This window comes from Rubrivivax sp. JA1026, from assembly GCF_011065555.1.
GTDB classification, from domain to species: Bacteria; Pseudomonadota; Gammaproteobacteria; order Burkholderiales; family Burkholderiaceae_C; genus Rubrivivax; species Rubrivivax benzoatilyticus.
On record NZ_JAALCQ010000007.1, the window covers coordinates 41651 to 56196 of the forward strand.

Below are 14546 nucleotides of genomic sequence, written 5' to 3' on the forward strand. Positions count from 1 at the left end.
GCAGAAGGCAAAGGGGCACCTCGGTGCCCCTTTCTTCTTGAGCCGGGCCGGCATCGATCCCGGATCACGCGGCGCCGGCCCGCGGCCTGCAGCTCAGGCCGGCGGCGGCAGCCGCGCCAGCGTGCCCCGGCGCAGCGACTCCGGACGCTCGCGCCACGGGATCTGCCCGTCGGGCAACGCCTGGTGGCGCGCCGCGGCGGCCAGCAGGTCGGCGGCGCTGGCCGCGTCGGCCTGCAGGTCGCCGAAGACGTAGCTGGTCTTGCCCGGCGCCTGCAGCGCGGCACTGCAGCCGCGGCCGCAGGCCGACAGGCAGGCGACGGCGCGCACACGCGGCGCATCCGGTGTCTGGGCGGCCAGCGCCTGCACGGCATCCAGCAGTTGCTGGCCGGCGGCGACACCGTCACGCGGCGCGCCCGGCGGGCGGCAGGTGTGGCAGACCAGCAGTTCGGTGGTGGCGCTCATCGTCGTTCTCCTTGGATCTGGTGGGCCGGCACGCAGCGCGCGCCCCAGCGTTCGGCCCAGGCGGCGCAGCGGCCGATGGCCACCGGGCCGTCGTCGTGGTCGACGACGACGACCTGGGCCGCGGCACGCGGCGCCGGCGGCTCGCCCGGGCAGCGGCCGTCGCTCAGCAGCCAGAGCCAGGCGCCGGGATGGCGCTGCAGCACCGGCTCGGAGGCCGCCAGCGCCTGCGCCAGCGGCGTGCCACCACCGCCGCCCAGCGGCGGCAGGCGCACGGCGGCGGCACGCCGCGCCGGGCCGGGAGTGATCAGCCACTGCAGCCCGGCGCCGCCGAAAGCCAGCAGACCGAGCTGATCGCCGTGGCGTGCGGCCTGCGCCACCAGCCAGGCGGCGACACCTTTGGCGCGCGCCAGCCGGCCGCCGCGGCGCATCGAGCCCGAGCTGTCGAGCAGCACCAGGTGGCAGCGCGGCGGCGGCGCGGCGGCGGCACGCCGGCGCAGATGCGCGGGGGCCAGCGGCTGCGGGCCTTTGGCGACCAGCGTGCGCACCCAGTCGGGTGCACCGCCGCTCGTGGCCGCGGCGCCGGCCAGGCGGCCGCCGGGCGCGGGAAGCGGCCACCGCGGCAGGCCGGCGTGCCGGCCCGGGCCGCGGCGGCCTAGGCTTTTGGGCGCCAGGCGCCGGGCAGCGAGGCCGGCTCGAAACCCGCCGGCTGCGGCGGCAGCGCGCCCCAGTCGCCGTCGCCGGCGTTGTCCGGCGCAGGCGGCTGTGGCGGCGGTTCCGGGCGCGCGGCCGGCGGCGGTGCCGGCGTGCGGCGGCGGTGCACCAGCGCGTCGTCGGCGACGGCGTCGACATCCTGGACACGCACGGCGTCGCGGCCGTCCAGCGCCGCCAGCGCACGTGCGGCACGCAGCATCACGAGGTCGGCGCGCAGGCCGTCGACGCCGGCGGCGTGCGCCAGGTCGGCGGCGCGCGCCAGCGCGGCGTCGCCGAGCTCGACCGCATCCAGCCGCGCGCGCGCGGCGGCGATCGCCCGCGCCAGCGCGGCGTCGCGCGCGGCGTGTTCGGCCTGTACACGCTGCGGGTCGCGGTCGAACGCCAGGCGGGCGCGCAGGATCGCCTGGCGCGCGCCGACGTCGGCCGGGTTGGCGATCGTCACCGACAGGCCGAAGCGGTCCAGCAACTGCGGCCGCAGCTCGCCTTCCTCGGGGTTCATCGTGCCGACGAGCACGAAACGCGAGGCGTGGCGCTCGGAGATGCCGTCGCGCTCGACCGTGTGCACGCCGCTGGCGGCGGCGTCGAGCAGCGCGTCGACCAGCGCGTCGGGCAGCAGGTTGACCTCGTCGACGTAGAGCACGCCGCCGTGGGCACGCGCCAGCAGGCCGGGTTTGAAACGCAGCCGGCCGTCGCGCAGCGCGTCCTCGACGTCCAGCGTGCCGACCAACTGCTCCAGGCTGGCCGCCAGCGGCAGCGTGACGAAGGGCGCGCCCGGCAGCAGCGCCGCCAGCGCGCGTGCCGCGGTCGACTTGGCGGTGCCGCGCGGGCCGCTGATCAGCACGCCGCCCAGGCTTTCGTCGACGGCGGCCAGCAGCAGCGCCTGCTGCAGCCGCGGCTGGCCGACGAGGGCGCTGAACGGGTAGGCGGGGAGTTCGGATGGGGCGGTCATGCGTTGTCTTCCAGGCGCTGCTCCAGCGCCAGCAGGTGCGCGGCGATGCGCTCGCGTTCGGCCCCGGGCTCGCGCCACAGGCCACGCTGCATCGCTTCCAGCAGGCGCTCGCCGACGGCGCGCAGCGCCTCGGGGTTGTGGCGCAGCAGGAACTCGCGTGTCGTCTCGTCGTGCAGATAGGCGTCGGCGACCAAGGCGTACTGGTGGTCCTCGACCAGCCCGGTGGTGGCCGAGAAGGCGAACAGGAAGTCCACCGTCGCCGCGATCTCGAACGCGCCCTTGTAGCCGTGGCGGCGGATGCCTTCGAGCCACTTCGGGTTCACCGCGCGGGCGCGCAGCACACGCGCGATCTCCTCGCGCAGCGGCCGCACCCGCGGCGCGCCGGGCACGCTGAGGTCGCCGTGGTAAAGCGCCGGCGCGCTGCCGCGCAGCGCCTCGACGGCGGCCGCCATGCCGCCCTGGAACTGGTAGTAGTCGTCGGAGTCGAGCAGGTCGTGCTCGTGGTTGTCCTGGTTGTGCGCCACCAGGTCCAGGCCGCGCAGCCGGGTCTCGAGCGCGGCACGCGCCGCCTCGCCGTCGCGGCCGCCGCCGTAGGCGTAGGCGCCGGCGCGCAGATAGGCCTCGGCCAGGTCGCCACGGCCCTGCCAGCGCCGGCCGGCAATCAGCTCCTGCAGCCCGGCGCCGTAGCCGCCGGGGCGCGGGCCGAAGACACGCCCGCTGGCCTGGCGCAGCGCGGCTTCGGCGTCCAGCCCTGCCTGCTGGGCGGCCCGCGCCTCGCGCTGCACACGCGCGCGCACCGGGTTCTCGTCGTCGCTCTCGTCTTCGGCCGGCACCGCGGCGACGGCACGCACCGCGGCGTCGAAGAGCTCGATCAGGTTCGGGAAGGCGTCGCGGAAGAAACCCGAGACGCGCAGCGTGACGTCGATGCGCGGCCGGCCGAGCACCGCCACCGGCAGCAGCTCGACGTCGAGCACGCGGCCGCTGCCGGCGGCCCATTTCGGCCGCGCGCCCAGCAGCGCCAGCGCCTGGGCCAGGTCTTCGCCGCCCGAGCGCATCGTGCTCGTGCCCCAGACCGACAGGCCGACCGTGGCCGGCAGCGCGCCGTGGTCCTGCAGATGGCGTTCGACCAGGCGCTCGGCGGCGGCGCGCCCGGTGGTCCAGGCGGCGACGGTGGGCACCGCGCGTGTGTCGACGGCGTAGAAGTTGCGCCCGGTCGGCAAGGTGTCGGCGCGGCCGCGCGAGGGCGCGCCGCTGGGGCCGGGCGGCACGACGCGGCCGCCCAGGCCACGCAGCAGTTGGCGCATTTCCTCGGCGCCGCAGGCGTCCAGCCGCGGCGCCAGCACGTCGCGCAGCGCGGCCAGCACCGGCGCCGTCTGCGGCCAGGCGGCGGCGTCGGCGGCCGGTGCGTCGGGCTGCAGCGCGTGCGCCTCCAGCAGGCGTTCGGCCAGCAGCTCCAGGCGCTCGCGTGTGTGGCCGGCGTGGCGCCAGGGCGTGTCGGCCAGCGACAGCAGCAGCGCCGGGCGCGGGCCGTCCCAGGGCCGGGCCCAGTCGGGCGCCAGCGGGTCGAAATCCAGCGCCAGGTCGGCGGCCAGCGCACGCAGCAGGCTGGCGTCGCCCGGCGCCGCGCCGCGCTCGAAACGCGCCAGCGCACGCAGCGTGTCGCGCCGCGCCCGGCCTTCGGGCGAGCGGCCGAAGACGTGCAGGCCGTCGCGGATCTGCGCTTCCTTCAGCTCGCAGAGGAAGGCGTCGAGGCGGCGCAGCAGGGCCTCGCGCTGGGTGTCGTCTTCGGGCGCGTCGAAGCCCAGTTCACGGTGCAGCCCGGCGCCGATCACCTGGCCGAGCAGCACCTGGCGCAGCCGGCGCGCGCGTGGCGGGTCCAGCGCCAGCGCCTCGTAGTACTCGTCCATCGTGCGTTCGATGTCGAGCAGCGCGCCGTAGGACTCGGCACGCGTCAGCGGCGGCATCAGGTGGTCGACGATGACCGCCTGCGTGCGGCGTTTGGCCTGGCAGCCTTCGCCGGGGTCGTTGACGATGAACGGGTACAGGTGCGGCATCGGCCCGAGCAGCAGGTCGGGCCAGCAGGCTTCGCCGAGCGCGACGCTCTTGCCCGGCAGCCACTCCAGGTTGCCGTGTTTGCCGACGTGCACGACGGCGTCGGCCGCCCAGTGGCGGCGCAGCCAGAAATAGAACGCCAGATAGGCGTGCGGCGGCACGAGGTCGGCGTCGTGATAACGCGCCAGCAGGTCGGGCCCGCGCGAACGCGCCGGCTGGATGCCGACGAAGACGCGCCCCAGGCGCAGCCCCGGGATCATGAAGCGCCCGGCACGCATCATCGGGTCGGCCTCGGGCGCGCCCCAGAGCGCGAGCACGGCGTCGCGGCAGACGGCCGGCAGGCGCTCGAACTCGGCGCGGTAGTCGGCCAGCGCCAGGCTTTGCAGCGCCGGGCGCGCGTCGTTGGCCTCGGTGTCGTTGGTGACGCCGGCGGCCAGCGTGTGCATCAGCGCCTCGCTGTCGGGCGGCAAGGCGCCGACGGCGTAGCCCGCGTCGTGCAGCGCCTGCAGGATCAGCAGCGTCGAGGCCGGCGTATCCAGGCCGACGCCGTTGGCCAGGCGCGCGTCGTCGTTCGGGTAGTTGGCCAGCACCAGCGCCAGGCGCTGTTCGGCCGGCGGCACGTGGCGCAGCCGGCACCAGCGCCGTGCCAGCTCGGCGACGAAGGCCATGCGCTCGGGTTCGGGCTGGTAGCGCACGACGTCGATCTCGGTGCGCTCGCAGCGCCAGGCCACGCCTTTGAAGCTGATCGCGCGCGTGGCGATGCGGCCGTCGACCTCGGGCAGCACGACCTGCATCGCCAGGTCGCGTGGCGCCAGGCCGTGCGGGTCTTCGGCCCAGCCTTCGCGGGTGCTGCCGGCCAGCAAGAGCTGCAGCACCGGCGCGTCGCCGGCCAGCGGCTCGAAACCGGCACCGGCGCCGCCGAGCGCGAACGCCGTCGCGTTGAGCACGACGTCGACCGCGTGGCGCGCCGCCAGCGTGCGCAGCAGCGCCAGGCTCTCGGGGTTCTTCAGCGTGTCGACGGCCAGCGCCAGCGGCTCCAGCCCGGCGGCGGCCAGCGCCGCGAGCTGGGCGTCGAAGACCGCCGTGTTGCCCGACTGCAGATGCGCCCGGTAGAAAACCAGCAGCGCCACCGGCGCACCGGCCGGGCGCGCCGGCCAGGCGGCGGCGTCGCGCGGCACGTAAGGCAGCGCGCAGGGCAGCGGCTCGGGCGGCGAAGGGCGTTCGCCGCGGCCGAAGGCGGCGTGCGCGATCAGCGCGAAGAAGGCCTCGGCCTGCGCCGGCCCGCCGTCGCGCAGGCAGCGCCAGAGCAGGCGGCAGTCGTCGGCCGCGGCCGTCGAGCGTGCGAGCAGCTGCGGGTCTTCGCCGAAGTCGCCCGAGAACAGCGCCAGCCACTGGCCGCGCCGGCGCGCGGTGCGCCCGGCCTGCTCGACGAGGTAGGCCCAGTCGGCTGCGTTGCCGAGGTGGTCGACGACGACCGCACGCGCGTGCTGCAGCACCTCGTCGACGTAGAGGTCCACCGACGCCGGCTGGCGCAGCGCCATCAGGTTGGCCAGGCGGATGCTCGGAAAGCCGGCCGGCAGCGCCGCGGCGGTGTCGGCCAGCAGCGCCAGCGTGCTGTCGGCGGCGCTGAGCACGACGATCTCGCCCGGCGTCTGCGCCAGGCGCACGACGCCGCGGCCCTCGTCGTCGACGAGGCCGGCGGCGCGTGTCGACAGCAGGTGCATCAGCCGGCGGCCAGCGCCTGCTGCAGCTCGGCCTGCAGCACGGCGGCGTCGAGCTCGGCGCCGATCAGCACCAGGCGCGAGACACGTGCCTCGCCCGCGCGCCAGGCACGGTCGAAGTGGCTGTCCAGGCGCGCGCCGACGCCTTGCACGACGAGGCGCATCGCCGCGCCGGGCAGCGCGACGAAGCCCTTGGCGCGGTAGATCTCGTGGCGTGCGACGAGCGCGGCCAACGCCTGCAGCAGGCGCTCGCGGTCGCTCACCTCGACCGTCAGCGCGACCGAGTCGAACTCGTCGTGGTCGTGGTCCTCTTCTGCGTCGTGGTGCGTGTGGCGGCCGTCGATCGCGTCCTCGACGGCGCGGCCCAGGCCCAGCAGCACGTCGGGCGCCAGGCGGCCGTGCTGCGCGGCGAGCAGCTTGACGGCCGCCGGCGCACCGGCGCGCACCTGGGCCTCGACGGCGGCCAGCGTCGCGGCGTCGAGCGCGTCGGTCTTGTTCAGCACGACGAGGTCGGCGGTGGCGAGCTGGTCCTCGAACAGCTCGGCCAGCGGCGACTCGTGGTCGAGGTTGTCGTCGGCGCGGCGCTGGACGTCGACGGCCTGCGGGTCGTCGGCGAAACGGCCTTCGGCCACCGCCGGCGCGTCGACGACGGTGACGACGGCGTCGACCGTGAACGCGTGGCGCAGCGTCGGCCACTGGAAGGCCTGCACCAGCGGCTTGGGCAGCGCCAGGCCCGAGGTCTCGATGACGAGATGGTCGATGCGCTCGCGGCGCTCGGCCAGGCGCTCCATCACCGGCGCGAACTCCTCCTGCACGGTGCAGCACAGGCAGCCGTTGGCGAGCTCGACGAGGTTGCCGTCGTCGCGGCCCGCTTCGTCGCAGCCGATGCCGCAGCCGCGCAGCAGCTCGCCGTCGATGCCGAGTTCGCCGAACTCGTTGACGATGACGGCGATGCGGCGGCCGCCGGCGTTCGTCAGCAGGTGGCGCAGCAGCGTCGTCTTGCCGGCGCCGAGGAAGCCGGTGACGATGGTCGCGGGAATCTTGTGCATGGGTTCTCAGTCCTCGATGCCGCGCTGCGCGGGCACGCCGGCGTCGTAGTGGTGTTTCAGCTTCGTCATCTCGGTGACCGTGTCGGCGGCCTCGATCAGCTCCGGCGGCGCGCCGCGCCCGGTCAGCAGCACGTGGACCTGCGGCGGGCGCGCGCGCAGGCAGGCCAGCAACTCGTCCAGCGGGATCCAGCCGTAGCGCAGCGGCGCCATCACCTCGTCGAGCACGACGAGAAAGTGCGCGCCCGACAGCACCGTGTCGCGCACACGCTGCCAGCCGGCCAGCGCCAGCTCGGCGGAGTGGCCGAGGTCGCGGCTCTTCCAGCTGAAGCCGTCGCCCAGGCCTTCGATCGGGATGCCCAGCTGCTCGAACAGCCGGTGCTCGCCGAACCGTGCCGAGGGCACCTTCATGAACTGGTAGACCTTCACCGCCTTGCCGCGGCCGTGGGCGCGCAGCGCCAGGCCGAAGGCGGCGGTGCTTTTGCCCTTGCCCGGCCCGGTGTGCACGATCACCAGCCCCCGGCGTTCGCCCTGAGGGCGCGGTTTGTCGCGATCGAACGGGGGCGTTTCGATCTGCATGGCGGCGGCCCGTCAGGCGGCGGCGGTGAGCCGCTCGTCCAGGCAGGCGCGCGCCCAGCCGGCTTCGCGCCAGCGGCGCACGGCGCGCACGATCAGCAGCGTGAACACCGGCTCCAGCGCCACCAGCACGAGGTAGGACGAAGCGAAACGCGCCCAGTCGGCCAGCGGCGTCGCTTCCTGGCCGATGGCCAGCCAGAAGCCGACCATCGCCGTGACGCCGGCGTAGTAGGCCGCGTCCAGGCGCAGCACGGTGGCGACACGCGCCTCGCTGACCTGCGCGGCCGACAGGCGGCGGCCGATGCCGAAGTGAACCGCGGTGAGCGGCACGACCAGCGACAGCGTGTTCACCGCCAGGTGCACCAGATCCTGCGGCTCGAACAGCAGGCCTTGCAGCAGCAGGCCGAGCGCGAAGCCGAACAGCGTCGGCAGATAGCCCAGCAGCAGGTAGATCGGCATCGCGCCGATGAAGTGCAGCTCCGACGGGCCGACGGCCATGTGGAAGGACTGCATGAACAGCGAGAAGAACACCGCCGCGAGCGCCGTGCGCAGCCACAGCGCCGGGCGCTTGGCGAGTGCCGGCAGGTGCGCCAGCAGCACGCCGCCGGCGGCGACGTTGGCGGCGAGGATCTTGGTCTGGGCGAGGACGCCGGGTTCGATGTGCATCGGGTGCTCCTGGGTCGAGACGGCGCGACGACGGCGGCCCGCCGCCGCACGACGGCTCGGGCGCGGCGACACGGCACGCGCTGGGAAGGGACGGCTCGGAAAACGTGAGACGGGTTCGACGCGCCTGGCCGCTTCCCCGCGGCTGGCGCTACACGGCGCGCCGCTCGCGCGGGCACGCCACCTCGTTGGCCGGTATCCGGGCTGGCGGACCTGTCCGTGACGCCTTCCCGGTGGCGACGCTGGCGCGCCGCCGTCCCAGTGGCCGTGTCACGGGCCGGAAGAGCCGGCACGAAGCCGTCTTTCCGTCCGCTTACCGTTGCGGGGGCAGCTCAGGTTGGGGCTCGCGCCGTGACGGCCTCGCCCTTCCTGATTCCCGTTGAACTGCCTCGGCGGAGAGCCTCGGCGAGCACCAACGCGGCGCATGATACAGGTCAGGTCTCGCGGCGGGGCCGCCGGCGGCGCTGGTTATGATGCCGGCCGTTGGTGCTCGCGCCCACCCTCCGGTGGATGCAGTTCAACGGGAATCAGGGAGGGGCCTCGTGCCCCCAACCTGAGCTGCCCCCGCAACGGTAAGCGGACGGGGCCTCACAGGCCCCAGCTCGTGTCGAAGCCACTGGGAGTCGTCTCCTGGGAAGGACACACGGGTCGTCTCCGCCAGCCCGGATACCGGCCAACGAGGTGGCGTGCCGCGCGAGCGGCAGGCCGTAAGGCGCCAGGCTGCGGGGAAGCGGCCAGGGCGCGTACGCCGGTATTCCCATGTCTTCCAACGCGCCGGAACTCCGGCCCGACGCCGCCACGCCCTGCGCCTGGGGCGAGGCCGAAGCCGCGTTCTACGCGCACACCATCGTGCGCTCGGGTTACGCCCGCGCCGTGCTGCCGCTGCTGCCGCGCTCGCTGCCCGATCTGCTCGACATCGGTGCCGGCAGCGGCGTGCTCAGCCGCCGCATGCTCGCGCCCGGCGCGCGCTGGCACGCCGTCGAACCACAGCCCGAGATGCAGCGCCGGCTGCTCGCGCGGCGACCGGCGCTGGCCGTGCGCGGCATCCGCCTGGAGCTGTCGCCCGTCGACTGGACGCAGCTCGAGCCCGCCGTCGCCGCCGACACGCTGCTGGCCGCGCACCTGCCGCCGGCGCAGCGTGAACCCGCCGCCTTCCACGACGCGATGGCCACACGCTGGCGCCGCTGCATGGCCTGGGTCGTGCCGGCGCAGGCCGGGCCGGCGACGTTCTGCCTGGCCGGCGTGCTGACGCCCGAACTGCACGGCGCCGACACGCGCCCGGTCGTCGAACGTGTGCTCGCCGCACTGGGCCCCACACGCGCGCCGCAGGCGCTGCACTTCGCCGACTGGCGCTACGAGGTGTGTTTCGAGTCGCTTGCCGCGGCCCAGGCGCACGTCATCGAGCGCCTGCGTCTGCCGCCCGGCGACGACCGCCGGCCGCAGGTGCTGGCCCAGGTCGCCGCCTCGGCGCGGCCCGGCCGCCGCGGCCTGCGCCTGGGCTGCGCCAAACGCAGCGCGGTGCTGCTCTGGCACCGCGACTGACCCTGTTTCCCTCCCTCCAGAAGAAGAGACGATGAAGATGAAGCCACAGGAAAGATCACCGTCGCGCCACTGGCGCCCTGCCGTGCTGGCGCTGCTGCTGCCGGCCGCCGCCCAGGCCCAGAGCGAGGCCGTCGAGACGGTGCAGATCACCGCCGAGCGCCGCGTCGTCACCGCGACACGCGTCGCCGAAGACCCGCTGGATCTGCCGTTCAGCACCTACGCCGTCGGCCGCGACGAGATGGACGCCGTCGGCGCGCGCACGCTGGAAGACGCACTGCGCGCGGTGCCCGGGCTGCAGCACGGCACCCAGGGCAACTACTTCACGCGGTTCGAGACCCGCGGCCTGCGCGACACCCAGGACGTGCTGGTGCTGATCGACGGCGTGCCGCTGCGCCTGCTGCAGGGCAACGCCGACCTGACCTTGGTCGCGCCCGACCTGCTGGAACGCATCGAGTTCATCAAGGGCCCGGCTTCGGCGCTGTACGGCCGCAACGCGATCGGCGGCGTCGTGCAGATGTTCATCGAACCCGAGGCCGAAGGCGGCAGCGCGCGCGCGACGCTGGGCAGCTTCGGCCGCCGCGACCTCGGCCTGCGCCAGCGCTGGGACGGCGAACGCGGCCATCTGTCGGTGGGCGCCGCCTACAGCCGCGTCGACGGCTTCCAGGACGGCACGCCGCGCGACCAGGCCACGGCCAGCGTCGGCGGCGAGCTGGCGATGACCCGCGACTGGGCCAGCAGCGTGCAGCTCTTTTCCAGCCAGGTGAACGCCAAACGCGGCTCGATCGTGCCGCTGAAGGACGGCCATCCGATGTTCGGCATAGCCCCGGAGGACAACTACGGCATCCCCGGCGCGCACGTCGACGGCGAGTACCTGAGCCTGGCCTGGCGCAACCGCGTGCGGCTGACGCCGGCGATCAGCTTCGAGCACCTGAGCAGCATGGCGCGCTACGACCGCCTGTTCCAGGGCGGCATCACCATCGTGCCGCCGCCGGCCGCCGTCACCAAGGGCTGGTCGGAGACCGACACCCAGGACCGCGGGCTGTTCCACGAGTTCACGCTGAACGCCAAGGCCGAACTCGGTGTGACACGGCACGCGCTGCAGCTCGGGCTGAACCTCGAGTCCGGCTGGCAGGACCAGGCCTCGCCGTCGTTCAGCGGCGCACCGACCTATCGCGGCCCCGACTACGACACGCCGGTCAGCAACGTCGGCAGCGATCCGCGCGGCATCCGCGGCCCGGTGACCGACTCGCGCTTCGACCAGCGCGTGCGCAGCCTGTACCTGCAGGACCGCATCGACATCGGCGCGCTGAGCCTCAGCGCCGGCCTGCGCCACGACCGCTTCGAGCAGACGCTGCAGCGCAGCGGCACCGCCGTGCAGGCGGGCCAGGAGGCCAGCCGCACCAGCCCGCGGCTGGGCGCCGACTGGCGCTACGCGGCCTCGGCGGCGAGCGAGAACGCGCTGTTCGCCAACTGGGCCGAAGGCTTCCGGCCGCAGGCCGTGGCGCTGAACACGCGCTCGGGTGTCGTCGTGCCGGCGCTGCTGCGCCCGGAAGTCACGCGCAGCCTCGAGATCGGCGCCAAGGGCCGCGCGCTCGACGACCGCTGGAGCTACCAGGTGGCGCTGTTCCAGGCCGACAAGACCGACGGCCAGCGATCGTTTCGCACCGGGCCCGACAGCTTCATCTTCACCAATGCCAGCTCGCGCGTGCGCGGGCTGGAGACGCTGCTGCGCGCGCGGCTGTCGGCGGCCTGGTCGGGTTACGCCCACTACACCTGGCAGGACGCGCGGCTGCGCGACTTCCCGACCTATGACAGCGCCGGCAACCCGGGGCCGAACTACGCCGGCAACCGCATGCGCATGTCGGCGCGCCACATCGCCGGCGCCGGCCTCGCCTGGTCGCAAGGCGACTGGCAGTGGACGGGCAGCGCCAACCACGTCGGCCGCCGTCCGCTGCGCGACAACGTCGAGCACTCGCAGATCCTGCCGTCGTACACGCTGCTGGCGACGGCCGTCACCTGGCAGGCGACGCCGCGGCTGTCGGTGCAGGCCGGCGTCGACAACCTCGCCGACGTCGAGTACATCGCCGACGACTTCTCGTCGCAGGAAGCAGGCTGCTTCGGCACGCCGCGCAGCCTGTTCCTGCGGCTGAAGGCGCAGTGGTAAGCGGGCCTTCGTCGCCGGCGCGGCGGGCGCTGCTGGCGGGTGCCGCGCTGTGCTGTGCCGGGCGCGAGGCACAGGCCGCGGACACCTGGCCGCGCAGCGTCGTCGACGCGCTGGGGCGCAGGCTGCGGCTGGCCGCGCCGCCGCAGCGCATCGTCGCGATCTTTCCGAGCAACATCGAGATCGTCTTTGCGCTCGGGCTGGAGGCGCGTGTCGCGGCGATCGGCGGCCGCGTGCGATATCCCGAGGCGGCGCTGGCCAAACCGTCGGTCGGCGGCGCGCTGGGTTATTCGCCCGAGGCGCTGGCGGCGCTGAAGCCCGACCTGATCGTGCTGACGCCGTCGCACGGCAGCGCGCTGGGCCTCGTCGAGCCATTCGAGCGCGCCGGCGTCGCGGTGCTGGTGCTGGCGCATCCGGACCTGGCGGCGGTGCGGCGCAACATCGACCTCGTCGGCCGCGCCACCGGCTGCGAAGCCGCCGCGGCGGCGCTGCTGGCGCGTTTCGACGGCGCGCTGGCGGCCATCCGCCAGGCCTGGCAGGGCCGGCCACAGCCGAGCGTGTACCTGGAGACCGCGGCCGCCGCACGCGGCGCCTACCAGACCGTCGGCCGCGGGCACTACGCCGACGACGCGCTGGCCTGCGCCGGCGGGCGCAACGTCTTTACCGACCTGGCCGGCGCGCAGCAGGTCAGCGCCGAGGCGGTGCTGCTGCGTGACCCGGAGGTCATCGTGTCGCTGCAGGCCGTGCCACGGCCGGCCGAGGAGATCGCGGCCCGGCCGGGCTGGTCGCGGCTGCGCGCGGTGCGCGAAGGGCGCGTCGTCGTGCTGCCGCGCAGCCACTTCCTGATCCCCGGGCCGCGCCAGGCCGAGGCCGTGCTGGCCTACGCGCGTGCGCTGCATCCGCAGGCTTTCGGAGCGGCGGCATGAGGGCGCGGCAGGCGATGCCGCTGCTGGCCGCGGCGCTGCTGGTGGCGCTGGTGCTGGCGCTCAGCGGCGGCGCGGCCTGGGTGGCGCCGGCGCAGTGGCTGGGCGGCGACGGGCTGATGCACGACCTGGTCTGGGTCTGGCGCGCGCCGCGTGTCGCGGCGGCGTTTTTCGTCGGCGCCTGCCTGGCGCTGGCCGGGCTGCTGTTCCAGGGCGTGTTCCGCAACCCGCTGGCCGAGCCCTATCTGCTGGGCAGCGCCTCGGGCGCCGCGGTGGGCGCGGCCGTCGCGCTGCTGCTGCCGCAGTGGCTGCCGCCGGGCTGGTCGCTGCCGCTGCTGGCGTTCGCCGGTGCCTGGGGCGCAAGCTGGCTGGTGCTGGCCGTCGGCCGCGCCGGCGGCGGCTGGCAGCCGGCACGGCTGCTGCTGGCCGGCGTCGCGCTGGCGGCCATCCTATCGGCGCTGCGCGGGCTGCTGCTGATGCTCTTCGGCGACGAGTCGACCAATCTGCGCGCGCTGATCTCCTGGCAACTGGGCGGCGTGCAGACACCGACCGCAGCGCAGTGCGCGGCTTTCGTGCCGCTGCTGGTGCTGCTGGCCGCCGGCGCCCGGCGGCTGGCTTTCGGGCTGGACGCGCTCGGCCTGGGCGAACAGGCGGCGCACGGCATGGGCGTGCGCGTGCCGCGGCTGGTCGCGCAGGCGGTGCTGCTGGCGGCGCTGGCCACCGCGCTGGCGGTCTGCTGGGGCGGGCTGATCGGCTTCGTCGGCCTCGTGGTGCCGCATCTGCTGCGCTGGTGGCTGGGGCCGCTGCACGGCCGGCTGGTGCCGGCCTGCGTACTCGCCGGCGGCACGGCGATGGTGCTGGTGGACCTGATCGCCCGCGCGGCGCTGGCGCCCAGCGAAATCCCGGCCGGGCTGCTGACGGCGCTGGTCGGCGGGCCATTCTTCCTGGGCCTGCTGCTGAGACGGCGGGAGTGACGATGGACACGACGACATCGCCGGCCCTGGCGACGCACGGGCTGGAAGTGCGAGCCGGCGCGCGCACGCTGCTGCTCGGCATCACCGCGTCGTGGCCGGCGCGCGGCCTGTTCGCGCTGGTCGGCGCCAACGGCGCCGGCAAGAGCACGCTGCTGCAGGCCTTGATCGGCCTGCGCCCGGCACACGCCGGCGAGGTGCGCCTGCTCGGCCGCCCGCTGGCCGCCTGGAAGCCGCGCGCGCTGGCCCAGGCCATCGGCTACCTGCCGCAGCAGACGCACAGCCACTGGGACCTGACGGTCGAGGAGTTGCTGCAGCTGGCGCTGGCGCCGCCGGACGCGGCGCTGATCGAGGCCTGCGAACTCGGGCCGCTGATGCGGCGCCGGCTGCACACGCTGTCCGGCGGCGAGGCGGCGCGCGCCGCGCTGGCGCGCGCGATCGCGCACCGCCCGCCGCTGCTGCTGGCCGACGAGCCGGCCGCGCACCTGGACCTGCCGCACCAGCACCAGCTGATGCGCCTGCTGCGCGCCTGCGCCGCCGACGCCGCGGTCCTGGTGGTGCTGCACGACCTGCACCTGGCGGCACGCTACTGCGACCACGTGACGCTGCTGGCAGGCGGCCGCGTGCTGGCCGCCGGCCATCCGGACGAGGTGCTGAGCAGCGCTTCGCTGAGCCAGGCCTACGGCAGCGCCGTGGCGCGCTGCGACCTGGGCCGCCAGAGCTTCTTCACGGCCGAGAGCTGAAGCGGGTCGCGGAAAAGACAAAGGGC

Annotated in this window: 12 protein-coding genes and 2 riboswitches; of the genes, 5 read left to right on the forward strand and 7 right to left on the reverse strand. The window is 75.0% G+C overall.

Annotated elements, in window-relative coordinates; translation table 11 throughout:
• Nucleotides 1-93: 93 nt before the first annotated feature.
• From G5B56_RS12800 to G5B56_RS12830, 7 genes are all read right to left on the reverse strand, one after another.
• Nucleotides 94-462, reverse strand: a complete 369-nt coding sequence (locus tag G5B56_RS12800; protein WP_009858490.1) for a DUF1636 domain-containing protein — start codon at nt 460-462, stop codon at nt 94-96.
• Nucleotides 459-1007, reverse strand: a complete 549-nt coding sequence (locus tag G5B56_RS12805) for a VWA domain-containing protein (RefSeq protein ID WP_240920810.1) — start codon at nt 1005-1007, stop codon at nt 459-461. Before G5B56_RS12805 ends, G5B56_RS12800 begins: the two co-directional genes overlap by 4 nt.
• A 107-nt stretch (nt 1008-1114) precedes the next feature.
• Nucleotides 1115-2122, reverse strand: a complete 1008-nt coding sequence (locus tag G5B56_RS12810) for an ATP-binding protein (RefSeq protein WP_164963445.1) — start codon at nt 2120-2122, stop codon at nt 1115-1117.
• On the reverse strand, nt 2119-5898 hold the full coding sequence (gene cobN / locus G5B56_RS12815) for a cobaltochelatase subunit CobN (RefSeq protein ID WP_164963446.1): 3780 nt from the start codon (nt 5896-5898) through the stop codon (nt 2119-2121). Before cobN ends, G5B56_RS12810 begins: the two co-directional genes overlap by 4 nt.
• A complete protein-coding gene (gene cobW, locus G5B56_RS12820) occupies nt 5898-6944 on the reverse strand; it encodes a cobalamin biosynthesis protein CobW (protein WP_164963447.1) in 1047 nt (348 codons plus the stop codon). Before cobW ends, cobN begins: the two co-directional genes overlap by 1 nt.
• A gap of 6 nt (nt 6945-6950) precedes the next feature.
• A complete protein-coding gene (cobO, locus tag G5B56_RS12825) occupies nt 6951-7520 on the reverse strand; it encodes a cob(I)yrinic acid a,c-diamide adenosyltransferase (protein ID WP_164963448.1) in 570 nt (189 codons plus the stop codon).
• Nucleotides 7521-7532: 12 nt separating this feature from the next.
• Nucleotides 7533-8183 (reverse strand): energy-coupling factor ABC transporter permease, encoded by a 651-nt coding sequence (locus G5B56_RS12830; protein WP_164963449.1) that lies wholly within the window; start codon nt 8181-8183, stop codon nt 7533-7535.
• A gap of 169 nt (nt 8184-8352) precedes the next feature.
• Nucleotides 8353-8612: riboswitch (cobalamin riboswitch) on the reverse strand.
• 35 nt (nt 8613-8647) lie between these two features.
• Nucleotides 8648-8873: riboswitch (cobalamin riboswitch) on the forward strand.
• Between the two features lie 66 nt (nt 8874-8939).
• On the opposite strand from G5B56_RS12830, the gene G5B56_RS12835 reads away from it, so the two are divergent.
• Genes G5B56_RS12835 through G5B56_RS12855 form a run of 5 tightly spaced genes read left to right on the forward strand, consistent with a single transcriptional unit; the run spans nt 8940 to nt 14520 of the window.
• Nucleotides 8940-9722 carry a class I SAM-dependent methyltransferase gene (locus tag G5B56_RS12835; RefSeq protein ID WP_164963450.1) on the forward strand — a complete coding sequence of 261 codons (783 nt, stop codon included), beginning with the start codon at nt 8940-8942 and terminating at the stop codon, nt 9720-9722.
• 31 nt (nt 9723-9753) lie between these two features.
• The gene (locus tag G5B56_RS12840) at nt 9754-11886 is read left to right on the forward strand and encodes a TonB-dependent receptor (protein WP_240920811.1); all 2133 of its coding nucleotides are present in this window, start codon (nt 9754-9756) and stop codon (nt 11884-11886) included.
• Entirely contained in the window at nt 11880-12809 is a 930-nt protein-coding gene (locus G5B56_RS12845) for an ABC transporter substrate-binding protein (protein ID WP_164963451.1), read from the forward strand. Before G5B56_RS12840 ends, G5B56_RS12845 begins: the two co-directional genes overlap by 7 nt.
• Nucleotides 12806-13780 (forward strand): iron ABC transporter permease, encoded by a 975-nt coding sequence (locus tag G5B56_RS12850; RefSeq protein WP_164963452.1) that lies wholly within the window; start codon nt 12806-12808, stop codon nt 13778-13780. The genes G5B56_RS12845 and G5B56_RS12850 overlap by 4 nt, the downstream gene beginning before the upstream one ends.
• Before the next feature lie 2 nt (nt 13781-13782).
• On the forward strand, nt 13783-14520 hold the full coding sequence (locus G5B56_RS12855) for an ABC transporter ATP-binding protein (RefSeq protein ID WP_164963453.1): 738 nt from the start codon (nt 13783-13785) through the stop codon (nt 14518-14520).
• The last annotated feature ends 26 nt before the right edge of the window (nt 14521-14546 follow it).

Bases quoted from the DNA above. Each gene is read 5' to 3' on its own strand.
- G5B56_RS12800 (WP_009858490.1), bottom strand. From the start codon at position 462: ATGAGCGCCACCACCGAACTGCTGGTCTGCCACACCTGCCGCCCGCCG.
- G5B56_RS12810 (WP_164963445.1), bottom strand. From the start codon at position 2,122: ATGACCGCCCCATCCGAACTCCCCGCCTACCCGTTCAGCGCCCTCGTC.
- cobN (WP_164963446.1), bottom strand. From the start codon at position 5,898: ATGCACCTGCTGTCGACACGCGCCGCCGGCCTCGTCGACGACGAGGGC.
- cobW (WP_164963447.1), bottom strand. From the start codon at position 6,944: ATGCACAAGATTCCCGCGACCATCGTCACCGGCTTCCTCGGCGCCGGC.
- cobO (WP_164963448.1), bottom strand. From the start codon at position 7,520: ATGCAGATCGAAACGCCCCCGTTCGATCGCGACAAACCGCGCCCTCAG.
- G5B56_RS12830 (WP_164963449.1), bottom strand. From the start codon at position 8,183: ATGCACATCGAACCCGGCGTCCTCGCCCAGACCAAGATCCTCGCCGCC.
- G5B56_RS12835 (WP_164963450.1), top strand. From the start codon at position 8,940: ATGTCTTCCAACGCGCCGGAACTCCGGCCCGACGCCGCCACGCCCTGC.
- G5B56_RS12840 (WP_240920811.1), top strand. From the start codon at position 9,754: ATGAAGATGAAGCCACAGGAAAGATCACCGTCGCGCCACTGGCGCCCT.
- G5B56_RS12850 (WP_164963452.1), top strand. From the start codon at position 12,806: ATGAGGGCGCGGCAGGCGATGCCGCTGCTGGCCGCGGCGCTGCTGGTG.
- G5B56_RS12855 (WP_164963453.1), top strand. From the start codon at position 13,783: ATGGACACGACGACATCGCCGGCCCTGGCGACGCACGGGCTGGAAGTG.